Here is a 12,693-nt window from a genome sequence, read left to right on the forward strand (position 1 = left end):
TATCGCAAACAGGTGAAAATTAACAGCCAGCCCGCAACAAGATCAGCGGAATCACGCGGAAGCCATTCCACCGCATCAGCCCATGTCCAGAGTCCTGGGCCTGAAGATGCTGTGTACCAGCTTTCAAGGAATCCTGCGGCGGTGGTCCTGATCCTGTATGTTCCATTTGTCAGATCGAACGACGTGCTTGCCACGCCCGAACTTGCCGTTTGCGGGATCGCAAGCACAAGGCCGCCATCAATGGCGTTGAAGACCTCAAAGGTGACGTCGGTGGCAATTGCGGGGCCCGGACTCGCATTGATGCTGGCCAGGAGTTCCGTCGAATCCAGGACGACGCTTAAGCGCACTTCATCATCCGCGAATGCCGGAGCGCCGAGAGGCACAGCCAGCAGGAGAATCAGCGTCGCCAGGACTGCCGTAAATCGCCGAGACCCGCTAATTCCAGACATTCCAGGCTCCCGCCGCGTATACATTCGAGTGGGCGAATTCGAGCGGGCGTCCCAGACCGAAGGCTCAAACCGAATCGCCGGCTCATCCCAAGGAAATTGCGCGACGATTAGCCCAACGGTACGACCGGAGGCCGTTAGTCAGCAAGGATTTTGCGCATACCCAAGCCCGTCTTTGCGCATTCAAAATTGGCATCAAAAAACCCTGCCCCCACCCGAAGGTGAAGACAGGGCCTAATACGCCGTCGGAGAGGCGTAGGTCAGGAATTTGCCTTTTGGTAGGCTTCCTGGATTTCAGCCTGAATTCGGCCGCGGCTGTTAACCGTGTAGCCGTTATCCCGCGCCCATTGACGGATCTGCGCGGAGTCGTTGGTACGGGGACCTACCACCGCTTTGGTGCGGGTGGCTCTGCCGGCCGAGGTCTTGCGCCCGGCAGCAACAAAGCGCTCCAGGGCAGAACGGAGCTCGGCCGCGTTGGCCGAGGACAGATCGATTTCGTAGCTGACCCCATCGAGGCCAAAACGGACGTTCTCGTCCGCAGATCCCCCATCCAGATCATCGACGAGGATGATGTTTACTTTCTGTGCCATTAAATATGTCTTCCTCTTGGAAAGGTTCGGTTGTCAGAAAATGAGGATGTTCCTATTAAAAGTATGAACCTCTTTATGGCAACGCGTCAAAGCGTCGGATCGTTCCTGTGGATATCCACAGGAGTCCGCAGAAAGCTCTTCCGAGCTATTTGTCCGTTTCCGGGTTCTGTTCCTTCAATGGCGCGGTGGAACGCGCGTCCGCCTCGGCTTGGGCACGCTTTTCCGCCTGCCGCTCGGACTTATCGGCATTGAAGATGGATTTCATGGCGAACCAGAAAAGCAGGCCAACCACGAGCGACGGCAGCAGTACGGCTACATATTCCATGATTAGTGGCCTTCGGGCTTCAGAAGCGGGAAAAGGATGGTTTCGCGGATACCGGCGCCGGTGAACAACATAACCAGCCGGTCAATACCCAGACCGATGCCGCCCATGGGCGGCGCGCCGTATTCGAGGGCCCGCAGGAAGTCCTCGTCCAGCTGCATGGCCTCGACATCGCCCGCAGCAGCGTGCCGCGACTGTTCGGTCAGCCGCTCACGCTGGATGACGGGGTCGATCAGCTCGGAGAAGGCCGTGCCGCGTTCCATGCCGCCGATGATGAGGTCCCAAGCTTCGATCAGCCGGCCGTCCTCCCGGTGCGGGCGGGCCAGCGGCTGGGCAGACGGCGGGTAGTCGTACACAAACGTGGGGTTCAGCAGTGTGGGCTCCACAATTTCGCCGAACAGTTCCACGGCCAGTTTCTCGGCGTCCCACTTCGGGTCCACCTTGACCTCGTGCTTTTGGGCGATTTCGCGCAGCACCTCAAGCGACGTATCAGGTGTGACTTCCTGGCCAACGGCGTCGGACAGTCCCGGGTAGACCGAAACCCAGGCCCAGTCGCCGTCGAGGTTGATTTCCCCGGCTTCCGTCTGGAGGGTTCGGCCCACACCCGCGGCGTCAGCGGCGTCGAGGATGATCTCCTTGATGCGCTCGGCCATGACGAACTGGTCCGCCCATGCTTCGTAGCACTCAAGGGTGGTGAATTCGGGGCTGTGGGTGGAGTCCACACCCTCGTTGCGGAAGACGCGGCCCATGTCGTAGACGCGGTCGATCCCGCCCACGACAGCACGCTTGAGGTAAAGCTCGGTGGCAATGCGAAGGGTCATCTTCTGGTCGAACGCGTTCATGTGCGTCTCGAACGGGCGGGCCAGGGCGCCGCCGTGGACCAGCTGCAGGATGGGGGTTTCCACCTCGACATAGCTGTGGCGGTGCAGGCTCTCGCGGATGGAACGGGTAATCGCGGCGCGGGTGTAAACCATTTCCCGGGCTTCGTCGCGCACCATCAGGTCAACGTAGCGCTGGCGGACGCGGGTTTCCTCGTTCAGTTCCGCGTGCAACACCGGCAACGGACGGAGTGCTTTGGAGGCCATGGACCAGGACTCGGCCATCACGGACAGCTCGCCGCGGCGGGAGGAAATCACTTCGCCCTTGATGAACACGTGGTCGCCGAGGTCCACCAGCGCCTTCCAGTCCGCGAGCGCTTCCTCCCCCACGTTGGCCAGGCTGAGCATCGCCTGGAGCCGGGTGCCCTTGCCGTCAACGCCGCCTTCCTGGAGCGTGGCGAAGCAGAGCTTGCCTGTATTGCGCACAAAAACCACGCGGCCGGTGACGCCTACAACGTCGCCCGTGGTGTCGTCAGCCTCAAGGTGCGCGTACTTTTCGCGGATCTCCGTGAGGGAATGCGTGCGTTCCACACCCACCGGATATGCCTCGGTGCCCCGCTCGATCAGCTTTGCTCGCTTGTCCATGCGGATGCGCATCTGCTCGCTGGCGTCGAGCGGCTCTGGGGCATTTTTTGGGGTGGGGGTGTTTTGGGAAGTCACAATCCCCAAGTTTACCGGGAGTTCGCGCTGCCGGCTCCCGGCGGACGCCCAAGCATAGACTCGGGCTGTGGAGACGTGGAAAGTTGAAGCGGAGGACGGCGGGCGCCTCGACGTGCACTCCTTCCGCACCCCCGCAGGGCTGGACCCGACGACGGCGGGACCTCCCGGCGTCGTACTCATCCACGGAACTTTGGTCACCGACGCCCTCTACCGGCCCTTTGCCCGGAAGCTCAGCGTCCTGCTGGGCCGGCCGGTGCACTGCTACAACCGGCGCGGCAGGGCGGGGTCAGCCCCGCAGCCGGCGGACTATTCGGTGGAGACGGAGGTCAGCGACCTTGCGGCGGTCATGCGCCAGACCGGCGCGACGGATGTGGTGGCCCACAGCTACGGCGGCTTCGTGGCGCTGCAGGCGGCCCGGACCCTGCCCGTGGGCCGGCTGGTGACCTATGACGCCGCGGTGTCGCTGTCCGGAAACCTGAGCCACCGCTGGCGGCCGGAGCTTGAGGATGCCGTCACTGCGGGCCAGCTCAACCACGCCTGGGCGCACCTGGTCCAGGGCCTGGCCACGGCGGGCCCGCTGTCCTACCTCCCGCTCGGCGCGCTGCGAATGCTGAGCATCCTCTCGGCCAGGACCAACCTGGGCGCGGAGATGCGCCAGCTGCTGCCCACGGCCGTCACCGAAATGCGTGCCGTACTCGACGCCGAAGCCGAACTGGACCATTTCACCGCCCTCACCACCCCCGTCCTGATGCTCAGCGGCGGCTGGAGTCCGGCGTATTTTGCCGAGACGGGGCGGCAACTGGCGGCCGCCGTGCCGTCCATCACCTTCCAGGTGGTCCCCGGCCAGCTGCACGAGGGGCCCATCCGTCCCGGCAAGGGGCTCGCCGTACGGATTGCCCGGTTCATCAGCGGCAGCGACGGCCAGGCCCGGAAGCTGGGGAGGCGCCGGTAGGTCGCTTCGCCGATGGGGAGCTTTGCCGCGCGCCTAGGATGAGGAGCGTGAAAGAACAGGAAGTCCCCACGCACGACGGCGGCAGGCTGGCTTTGTACAGCTACGGAACCGAGGATGCGCCGGGAGAGCGCCGGGTAGTGGTCATCGGCGGTGCATTCCTCACCGCCCTGATCTACCGGCCGTTCTCGATGGCATTGGCCGACGGGCTGGGCGACGGGTGGGCCGTGGATGTCTATGACCGGCGCGGCAGGGGCAACTCCACCGAGCAGCCGGCCGACTACTCCATGGCCACGGAGATCGCCGATGTCCGCACGGTCATGGATGCCACGGGCGCCCGCAACATCCTGGGCCACAGCCTCGGCGGATCGGTTGCCCTGAACGCCGTCCAGGAGTTCGCGGGCACCCCGCACGAACCGGACAAGCTGGCGGTCTACGACGCGGCCGTCAACATCGACGGCAGCGTCGACATGTCCTGGCTGGACGATTTCGAGGCTGCGGTGAACGCCGGCAAGGTGGGGCATGCCATGGCCCGGATGAAAAAAGGCATGCAGCCGGGCACTGCGCTTTCAAAGATCCCCGAGCCGGTCCTTGCGGGGCTGATGGCCGTGGTGTCCCGCACGAAGGTGAACAAGATGCTCCGGGAGCTGATGCCCACGGGCGTGGGCGAACTGCGCGCCGCGTATGACGAAGCCGAGCATGCCAGGAACTTCGCCGTCCTGCCCGCCAACACGCACTTTATGGTGGGCGGCAAGAGCCCGAGCTACTACAAGGTCACGGCCCAGCGCCTTCATGCTGCCGTCCCGGGGAGCACGTTCGAGCTCTCACCCAAGGGCTTCCACGGCTCCATTCCCGCCGCGGTGAAGGAACTTGTCACTGACATCGCGGAATACTTCAGGGGCTAAGGCTTTCCGCAGGTTGCTCGGCTAGGCTCGGATCATGACGAGCGAGAACATCAAGACCCCCGACGGCGGCACGCTGGAGCTCTACTCCACGGGTGCTGAACTGGCGTCCGCCGGCTCCGGCGTGGTTGTGGTCCCGGCCTCCATGGTGACCGCCGCCGACTACACAAAGTTCGCCCAGAAGCTCAGCGCCGCCTTGGGCCGCCCGGTCCACACGTTCAACCGCAGGGGCCGGGGTTCGTCGTCGCCGCAGGCCGAGGATTACACGCTGGACGCGGACATCCGGGACCTGGACGCCGTTATGAAACACACGTCCAGCACGGACGTCTTTGGCCACAGCTTCGGCGGCGCGGTGGCCCTGCACGCGGCCCGGACCCTTCCGGTGGAGCGGCTGGCCGTGTATGACCCGGCTGTGTCCGTGAACCACAGTGTGAAGGCCGACTGGACCACTGAATACGAACGCGCCACGGCTGCCGGGGACGACGACCGCGCCCTGGCCGTGCTCACCAAGGGCCTGGAGACCGGCGCCTTCTCACGGATGCCGCTGTCCATGCTCACCATCGCCAACAAGCTCACCGCCGGCACCCACGTAGGCAAGCAGCAGCGTGAACTGATGCGCACCGGCGTCCGGGAAATCAAAGCGATCATCGCCGCGGACATGCCAGCCGAGCCCTTCCTGGAACTGCCCCTGGAAACGCTGATTATTGTGGGCGAGAAGAGCCCCGCGTACTTCGGTGTTGCCTGCGGCCAGATCCACGACATCCTGACCGGCTCCAGCTACACCATCCTGCAGGGGGCCGGCCACGACGGCGTCCTCCGCGCCCCGGACAAGCTCATCACCGAGCTGAGCGACTTCTTCGCCGGCTAGCCTCCATCACTCCAACGCGGGTCACTTATCGCCCCATCCGGCGGTCCGGAAGGGCGCAATGTGACCCCGCGTTGGATTGGCGGTGTCCGCTAGTGGACGCCGTGGCCCGGGGCGGCGCCTTCTGTTTTGCGCATCATCGCGGAAAGTACGACGGCGGCGAGGGCTATGACGGTTGCCGTCAGGAACGCTGCGCTCATGCCGGCAACGAGGCCGGACGCGGCCGAGACGACGGCGAAAATGGATACCAGCAGCGCCGTGCCGGCGGCGCCGGCTACCTGCTGGGCGGTGCTCATGATCGCCGAGCCGTGCGAGTAGAGATGCGGCGGCAGCGGGTTCAGGCCGGTGGTAAATGCCGGGGTGAACAGCAGCGCCAGGCCGAAACTCAGCCCCACGTGGAGGGTGACGATCCACCAGACCGGAGTGCCGGCGTCGAGCGTTGAAAATTGCCACAGCGCCAGCACCATGAGTATGGAACCGGTGACGGTGAGCGGCCGCGGGCCCACTTTGTCGAACAGCCGGCCGATGAACGGGCCCAGCAGGCCCATCGCCAGCCCGCCCGCAAGCAGCGCGAGCCCGGTCTCCAGCGACCCCAGGCCGCGGATTTCCTGCAGGTAGAGCGGCAGCAGGATCACGCCGCCGAAGAGCGCCATCATGGCCACCACCATCAGCAGGACGGAGACCGTGAACATCCTGAAGTTGAAGGCGCGGAGGTCCAGCAGCGGGGCTTCGGCCTTCTGCAGCCGGAGCTGGCGGAGCACAAAGACCGTCAGGCTGGCGACTCCGATGACCAGCGCGGCGATGGCCACGGCACTCGGACCACTTTGGCCGCCGCCGATCTGGCTGAGTCCGTACACCAGGCCACCGAAGGCAGGAACTGTAAGCAGTACGGAGAGGAAGTCGAGCTTGGTCTTCTCGGTTTCGCCCACGTTCGTCAGGTACTTGGCGCCGATGGCCAGCGCGGCCAGGGCGACCGGCAGGACAAAGACGAACATAAAGCGCCAGGTGAAGTGCTCCAGGATCAGCCCGGAGACAGTCGGCCCCATGGCCGGTGCCACGGAGATGGCGATACTGACGTTGCCCATCACAGCGCCGCGCTTGGCCAGCGGGACGAGGGTGAGGATGGTGGTCATCAGCAACGGAAGCATGATGGCCGTGCCGCCGGCCTGGACGATGCGGGCCAGGAGCAGGATCTCAAAACCGGGAGCCACTGCGGCCAGGGCGGTGCCGCCGGCGAACAGTCCCATGGCCAGCATAAAGACGGCCCGCGTGGACAGGCCTTGGAGGATGAACCCGGTAGTGGGGATGACCACGGCCATGGTGAGCATAAAGCCGGTGGAGAGCCACTGGACGGTGGGCGCGTCCACGCCAAGGTCAACCATCAGCCGCTGCAGGGCAACATTCATGATGGTCTCGTTCAGGATCACCACAAAGGTCGCCACGAGCAAGGTGGCGATGATGGTCACCGATTCGCGGGACATCTTCTCCGGCGCGGGCTTCGGCGCCGCAACCGGCCCGGGCCGCCCGGAGGCGTTCGAAGAGACTTCTGTAGACATGGGTGTTCCCCCAGGGAGTAAGAATGAAGTGGCTCGCGAGCATCGTCGCTGCAGGTTCAAACACTCTACCGGCCGGAGTAATTCCGGCGAACAGGATTTTCTTCGGCACGGGCTTTTTCTGAGCGGTCGTTTTGGCTGGCCGGTGTGGTTTAATCAGCGCACTTAGTTATGAGTCGGGGCTGGGGCCTCTAGTGATGTTCGACCGCGCAAGCGGTCAGGCAGGAGCCCCAGTTAGACGCGTACTCCTCCGCATATCCGGCAGGCCGCCACTACCACGGCGCTGGCCGAAGCCCGTTGTCCCTGGTTCTTTCGGTGGCTGCCGCTTTGATGGTTTTGCTGGCTGCCGTCACTTCGGCCGTGGTCCGCTCTGAGGGCGTCACCGGAACCGTGAATGCCCCCTTCGCCGGGACCGGGCCGGTTGGCGCCATGGCCGCGGTTGGTGCAGGCGCCGAGGACGGGAGCATCGCGAGGATTATCAGCAGGGTCTCCGGCTTCCGCGTTGGCGTGGCCGTCGCGGATACAGCGGGCGGACCGGTCCGCACTTTTGGCGACACGGCGGCCTATCCTGCGGCCAGCACTGCCAAGCTCATCACCGCAGCGGCCTATCTCAAGCTTGTAGAGGCCGGTGAAGTGCGCCTCGATGAGACGCTGGGGAACTTCACTGCCGCGTTCCAGCTCAAGTCCATGATCAACAGCAGCAACAATGACTCCTGGCTTCTGTTGATGGACAGGCTCGGCTACCAGCGGCTGATCCAGTATGCCGCCTCGATTGGCATAGCCTACGATCCCGAAGACAACCGGCTGACTCCCGGGGAAGTGGCCCAGGTCCTGACGAAGCTGTACGCCGGACGGCTGCTTAACCCCATCAATACCGCGCAGTTGCTGGGGTACATGCAGGAAACCAACAACGAGGAACTAATCCCCGCCGCCTCGGGGCCCGGCATTACCGTCTATCACAAATACGGCCAGCTTGGAGGAAACCTCCATGACGCAGCCCTTTTGGAACATGGCGGGACAACGTATGCGCTGGTGATCTTCACCGAAGGCGCCGATAGCACCGACGAGGCCGAACGGACCGAAATGATCCACGATCTGACGCGGGCAGTCGTCGGGACGCTCTTTCCGGCGGGATAGGCAAGGTGCTGTTGACTCCGTGCAATCCGGCGCTCGGCATTGAGGGAACGGAGCATTCGTGGGCAGGTGGCTTAAGTGTCCGCTCGCGCCGGGGCTTAAGTGACTGTGAGGCCGGGTGGTCAGCTGCGGTGGTGCTCAATCAGCCAGCTGGCCATCTGCTGGGCCCGCTTGGCCGCTTGGGTGTCCCCTTCGGTGGCTGAGACGATGGACCCCTTCATCAGGATGTGCCACGACCGGGCGAAATCCTCGGGGCGGTCCAGCCCGGCCTGCTCCGCGAGGGCCTGCACATGGCCCCTGATCCTGGCCAGGTAGTCAATGCTGGCCTGGCCCAGCGGATGGGCCGGGCCCATTTCCAGCAGGATGTTGATGAAGGAGCAGGCCTCGAAGTCGTCGCGCAGGAACCAGTCGCCGAAGACGTCGAAGATGGCAAGGAGCTGTTCAGTGGGGGTAGTGCCGCGCAGTTTGGCCTGGCCAACGATGGCATCAACTGTCCATACCTGGTCCCGCTGCTCCAGGAACGCCAAGACCAGTGCATCCTTGGACGGGAAGTGCCGGTAAAAAGTTGCCTTTGCCACGCCGGAACGTTCGATCAGTTCGTTAACCCCCACGTCCCGCACACCGCGGCGGGAAAACAGTTCGTAGGCTACTGCAAGGATCCGGCCCCGGGAATCGGCAGGAAGAAATGGCGCCTCGGCGGCTAACTCCGCAGGAGACAGCGCGGGTTCTGCAGTGTGGTCTGCATCGGAAATCATCGTACGAATAGTTTACTCCAAGGCGCAGACAGACCGGTCTTACTCGCTGTAGTGTTTTTCCCAGACGCAGTGCGATGACGCCGGCGGGACCCTCTAAAGCCCGTCGGCCTGGCGCAAGGAGGCCCCGATGTCAGCAGAGCGAACGTTCGATTTTATCCCGTGTGGCGACACTGACCCCTGGATAGAAAGCACCGATGCGTCCGCCGAGGTCCGGCACTTCGCGCGGGAATCCTTGCGGTGGCAGGCGCAGGAAATCATTGATGAAGTGCTCCGCGGAACGGCTCCCGGCGAGGAGCTGGCCCGGGCCAGGTTGCGCCGCTGCGTCGCCCAGAACCCGGGCAAGCCCGAACGTGCACTCCTTGAACAGCTGATGCTCAACCGCGACCCGCAGGGTGAATCAACGCAGTAACAGCCTGCCTTACAACGTGAGGCTGCGGTCCACAATGCGCCCGGCGGTCATGTGCAGGCTCTGGCTGTTGGCGCGGGCATGGTTCCGCAGCAGGTTGAATGCCGCGTCCATGTCCACCCCGGCGGTATGGGCAATGACGCCCTTGGCCTGCTCAATCAGCACCCGGGTGTTCAATGCCAGCTGCAGCTGCTCGTTGACCAGTACCGCTTCCCTGATGGTGCGTTCCTGCATAAGGCTGATAGTGGCGACGTCGGCAAGGGCCTGGCCGATCGCGGCATCCTCTGCAGTCAGGAAACCCTCCCGGGCCCCGAACAGACCCATGGCCCCGATAATCCTGCCGTGAACGCGCATGGGCACAGCATGCACGGAGCGGAAGCCCTGCGACAGCGCGGCTTGGCGAAAACCCAGCCACTTGGTAAGCCCGGCAATGTCGTCCACTGAGACTGCCGACCCTGTCACGTAGCACTCAACGCAGGGACCGGCTCCGGCTTGAAGCTGGAGCACCTCGACGAGTTGGCTCTGCTCGCTGGTGGATGCGACAACCTGCAGTTCTCCGCTGGGATCGGCAAGCAACAGACCCGCGGCTGCGACGTCAAGGAGACCCACGGATTCCTCCACCAGGATATGCAGAAGATCCACGACGTCGTAGTCGGCCACCAGCGTGTCAGTGAGCTTGACGAACGCCGCACTGGCGCGCTCGGCGCGGGTACTGGTTACCATGGCCCTATTTTACTGCAGGGCAGATCCGCTGGCCCCACCCTTGTCGGTGTCGAAGCTGAGCCTTCTTTCGAGCACAGCGGCGGCCGTCTCCCCCAACGTGAGGTCATTGGCAAAAGCGTAGGCACGCAACAAAAGCAAGGATTCCGCTGCCGTAGCATCAGACTGCGCCAGTACCATCCCGGTGGCCTGGTGGATCTCGCGGCGCGACATAAGCGCCGGCTCCAGGGCTGGATCCGTATCCGTTGAGCTGAGGCTCAGGATCTTGCGCAGGAGGTACCAGGAAGTCTGCCCGGCAAGTACGGCCGCCATCGACTGGTCCGACCGGTTCAGGTTTCCACGAACGGCGTGATACAGCTCAACAACACCGAGGTCCATCGCGCCTACTGTGAGTGGAAAAACGAACAGCGCGGCTGCGTCCGTCCCGGCGATCGCCTGCCGGAACATGGGCCATTCGTCGTCGGCTGTGGACTGTGCGTCGGGGATCAGCACGGGCAAGCGGGTCTTGTGGGCCCGCCACCGCGGGCCTTCGCCGAGGTTGAACTGCAGTTCGTCCAGGCGGGCGGCGAGTTCGTCGCTGGCGGAGACCAGGGTCTCCGCGGCAGAGCCGCCGAAGAGGGACACCGCGGCACCCGTTATGGGCAGCTTCTCCAGATATGGAGCACACACGTTCTGGTCACCGGCAACCATATCGGGTGCAATGTCCATGGTGAGCCTCTGATCCCTGAATCATCCCGCAGTGAAAGATCCGGCGGCAGGCTGAACCGGAACGGCGGAGTTGTCACTTCAAGGATACAGATTGCGGCGAACCCGCCCGTCGTCGCCGACCGGGCCTCAGTCCGGCCCTTCCTGTCCGTTGGCATTGGCCATCTCTGAGGTGACCATCAGGTGGTCACGCAACGCCCGTTCCGGTGCGCCCGGGTGGGCGGCCACACACCTGCGAAGGCGCCATTTGACGTCAGCCAGATCCGGTGCCGGGTCCTCCAAGATCGAGTAGATAATTTCGTAGGCCTGCCATCCGATCGGCGTGAATCCGTCAGCTGCGACGTGGTTGGCCATCGCCCCCTCCACCTTAGGGATCGTGGCGCTCACGGGTCTCGCCGAAAAGTACGGCCTCGCTGACCATAACGGTATAGGTGTCGTGTGCGTGGCGGGTTACCAGAATCCCGCACAGGCCAGTGCTGGAGGCAAACTGGCGGGCCATGTCAACGGCCGAATTCAAATAGTCGTCCAGGACGGACGCGTGATTCACTTTGACGAGATAGGACAGCCCGTCATCGATTGTGCGGATCATTGGATTCGCTCCTGACTTGAGCGTGGCCGGTAGGCCACGGGGATAGGGAATACACGCGAGCATCCCGCTTGCCGTGTATGCGGCTGCGCCGGGCAGACAGGAGCCGGGCAACACAAAAGGCCGAGGATAACTGCGGAAGAAGTTTGGGGTGCCCTGCGTGAAATTTGTCCTCCTGGAGTACGCCGACATAAGGCGATGCCAGGGTCTGGGGCAACAAGTTCAGCATAGCCCATGCCGAGACAGACGGACAGGAATCCGAGGCCTTGCGCGCCCCGGAAGCGGACCCTACATGTCAGCTGCTCAGCGGCACGTTGTCGATCAGCCGGACCGGCCCCACCTTGGCGGCGATGAGAGCCAGGCCTTCGCCGCGGAACGGGACTTTCCGGCAGTTCTCGGCCAGCGGCTCAAGGGTGAGCGGATCCACGACGTCGAAGTAGTCCAGTCCCACCAACGACTGCGATTCAACCATGGCCCGGGCCGATTCCAGATCAAGCGGCTGGTGGGCAGTTGCCCGCTCCGCCAGGAGCCGCAGCGCCCGTGACAACACCAGGGCGGCCTCGCGCTCCTCTGCGGAGAGGAACCGGTTGCGGCTGGAAAGGGCCAGCCCGTCCGCGGACCGGACGGTGGGCACGGCAACAATTTCGACGGGGAAATTCAGGTCCGCCACCATACGGCGCACCAGCGCCAGCTGCTGGGCGTCCTTTTGCCCGAAATAGGCCCGATAGGCCGGCAGTCCCCCGCCGCCTGAGGCAAAAGCACCGGCCGGTGGAAGCCCTGCGCCGGGGATGCCGTAGTGCAGCAGCTTGGCAACCACGGTGAGGGCCCCGTCGAAATGGCCCGGCCGTGTGGCGCCTTCCCACTTTTCCCCCAGGGTGCCGGCGGTCACGCGGACCAGCGGCTCGCCGCCGGGATAGACCTCTTCCACCGGAGGCGCAAACACGAGGTCCACGCCCTGTTCCTCAAGCAGGGCAAGATCGGCGTCGAGCGTGCGCGGGTACCGGTCCAGATCCACCGCATCGCCGAACTGGAGCGGGTTCACAAAGATGGACGCCACCACTACGTCGTTCTGTTCGACGGCGGTGCGCGCCAGCCGGGCGTGGCCTTCATGCAGCGCGCCCATGGTGGGCACCAGGCCCTGGGACCTGCCCGCCTTCTGTGCGAGCAGCCGGGCACTCGCCTCCCTGAGCTCTGCGGCCGTTGTCACCAGTTGCGTGGCCAT

General features: G+C 64.2%; 16 protein-coding genes. 5 read left to right on the top strand and 11 right to left on the bottom strand.

The window, feature by feature from the left end; genetic code table 11:
- The 4 genes from ACX80M_RS14730 to lysS form a co-directional block, all read right to left on the bottom strand.
- Positions 1-383 (bottom strand): hypothetical protein (locus ACX80M_RS14730; protein ID WP_459309899.1); only part of this gene is annotated, 383 nt, incomplete at its 3' end.
- A gap of 323 nt (positions 384-706) precedes the next feature.
- The gene (locus tag ACX80M_RS14735) at positions 707-1,036 is read right to left on the bottom strand and encodes a histone-like nucleoid-structuring protein Lsr2 (protein ID WP_104060154.1); all 330 of its coding nucleotides are present in this window, start codon (positions 1,034-1,036) and stop codon (positions 707-709) included.
- Positions 1,037-1,181: 145 nt separating this feature from the next.
- The gene (locus ACX80M_RS14740) at positions 1,182-1,361 is read right to left on the bottom strand and encodes a hypothetical protein (RefSeq protein ID WP_252601721.1); all 180 of its coding nucleotides are present in this window, start codon (positions 1,359-1,361) and stop codon (positions 1,182-1,184) included.
- Positions 1,362-1,363: 2 nt separating this feature from the next.
- Positions 1,364-2,896 carry a lysine--tRNA ligase gene (lysS, locus tag ACX80M_RS14745; RefSeq protein WP_252614478.1) on the bottom strand — a complete coding sequence of 511 codons (1,533 nt, stop codon included), beginning with the start codon at positions 2,894-2,896 and terminating at the stop codon, positions 1,364-1,366.
- 67 nt (positions 2,897-2,963) lie between these two features.
- On the opposite strand from lysS, the gene ACX80M_RS14750 reads away from it, so the two are divergent.
- The 3 genes from ACX80M_RS14750 to ACX80M_RS14760 are packed head-to-tail and all read left to right on the top strand — an operon-like array spanning position 2,964 to position 5,615.
- Complete coding sequence (locus ACX80M_RS14750; RefSeq protein WP_252601726.1) at positions 2,964-3,848, top strand: alpha/beta fold hydrolase; 885 nt, start codon at positions 2,964-2,966, stop codon at positions 3,846-3,848.
- A gap of 38 nt (positions 3,849-3,886) precedes the next feature.
- Positions 3,887-4,750: an alpha/beta fold hydrolase gene (locus tag ACX80M_RS14755; RefSeq protein ID WP_256471135.1), complete on the top strand. Its 864-nt coding sequence runs from the start codon at positions 3,887-3,889 to the stop codon at positions 4,748-4,750.
- A 34-nt stretch (positions 4,751-4,784) separates the two neighbouring features.
- Positions 4,785-5,615, top strand: a complete 831-nt coding sequence (locus ACX80M_RS14760) for an alpha/beta fold hydrolase (protein WP_252610929.1) — start codon at positions 4,785-4,787, stop codon at positions 5,613-5,615.
- 89 nt (positions 5,616-5,704) lie between these two features.
- On the opposite strand, the gene ACX80M_RS14765 is transcribed toward ACX80M_RS14760, so the two are convergent.
- Positions 5,705-7,168 (bottom strand): DHA2 family efflux MFS transporter permease subunit, encoded by a 1,464-nt coding sequence (locus ACX80M_RS14765; protein ID WP_459309900.1) that lies wholly within the window; start codon positions 7,166-7,168, stop codon positions 5,705-5,707.
- Positions 7,169-7,480: 312 nt separating this feature from the next.
- Between ACX80M_RS14765 and ACX80M_RS14770 the strand changes: the two genes are divergently transcribed.
- Complete coding sequence (locus ACX80M_RS14770) at positions 7,481-8,302, top strand: serine hydrolase (protein WP_459309901.1); 822 nt, start codon at positions 7,481-7,483, stop codon at positions 8,300-8,302.
- A 119-nt stretch (positions 8,303-8,421) separates the two neighbouring features.
- Here ACX80M_RS14770 and ACX80M_RS14775 read toward each other — a convergent pair whose 3' ends face one another.
- A complete protein-coding gene (locus ACX80M_RS14775) occupies positions 8,422-9,054 on the bottom strand; it encodes a TetR/AcrR family transcriptional regulator (protein ID WP_252601742.1) in 633 nt (210 codons plus the stop codon).
- A 127-nt stretch (positions 9,055-9,181) separates the two neighbouring features.
- On the opposite strand from ACX80M_RS14775, the gene ACX80M_RS14780 reads away from it, so the two are divergent.
- Positions 9,182-9,463: a hypothetical protein gene (locus ACX80M_RS14780; protein WP_252601745.1), complete on the top strand. Its 282-nt coding sequence runs from the start codon at positions 9,182-9,184 to the stop codon at positions 9,461-9,463.
- Between the two features lie 9 nt (positions 9,464-9,472).
- On the opposite strand, the gene ACX80M_RS14785 is transcribed toward ACX80M_RS14780, so the two are convergent.
- From ACX80M_RS14785 to ACX80M_RS14805, 5 genes are all read right to left on the bottom strand, one after another.
- Positions 9,473-10,183 carry a GAF and ANTAR domain-containing protein gene (locus tag ACX80M_RS14785; RefSeq protein WP_252601747.1) on the bottom strand — a complete coding sequence of 237 codons (711 nt, stop codon included), beginning with the start codon at positions 10,181-10,183 and terminating at the stop codon, positions 9,473-9,475.
- 9 nt (positions 10,184-10,192) lie between these two features.
- Complete coding sequence (locus ACX80M_RS14790) at positions 10,193-10,888, bottom strand: GAF and ANTAR domain-containing protein (protein ID WP_459309902.1); 696 nt, start codon at positions 10,886-10,888, stop codon at positions 10,193-10,195.
- Positions 10,889-11,014: 126 nt separating this feature from the next.
- The gene (locus tag ACX80M_RS14795) at positions 11,015-11,239 is read right to left on the bottom strand and encodes a hypothetical protein (RefSeq protein ID WP_459309903.1); all 225 of its coding nucleotides are present in this window, start codon (positions 11,237-11,239) and stop codon (positions 11,015-11,017) included.
- Positions 11,240-11,252: 13 nt separating this feature from the next.
- Positions 11,253-11,474 (bottom strand): hypothetical protein, encoded by a 222-nt coding sequence (locus tag ACX80M_RS14800; protein ID WP_252610921.1) that lies wholly within the window; start codon positions 11,472-11,474, stop codon positions 11,253-11,255.
- Positions 11,475-11,766: 292 nt separating this feature from the next.
- A complete protein-coding gene (locus ACX80M_RS14805; RefSeq protein ID WP_252610919.1) occupies positions 11,767-12,693 on the bottom strand; it encodes a 4-phosphopantoate--beta-alanine ligase in 927 nt (308 codons plus the stop codon).

It is taken from the genome of Pseudarthrobacter sp. MDT1-22 (genome assembly GCF_054511035.1).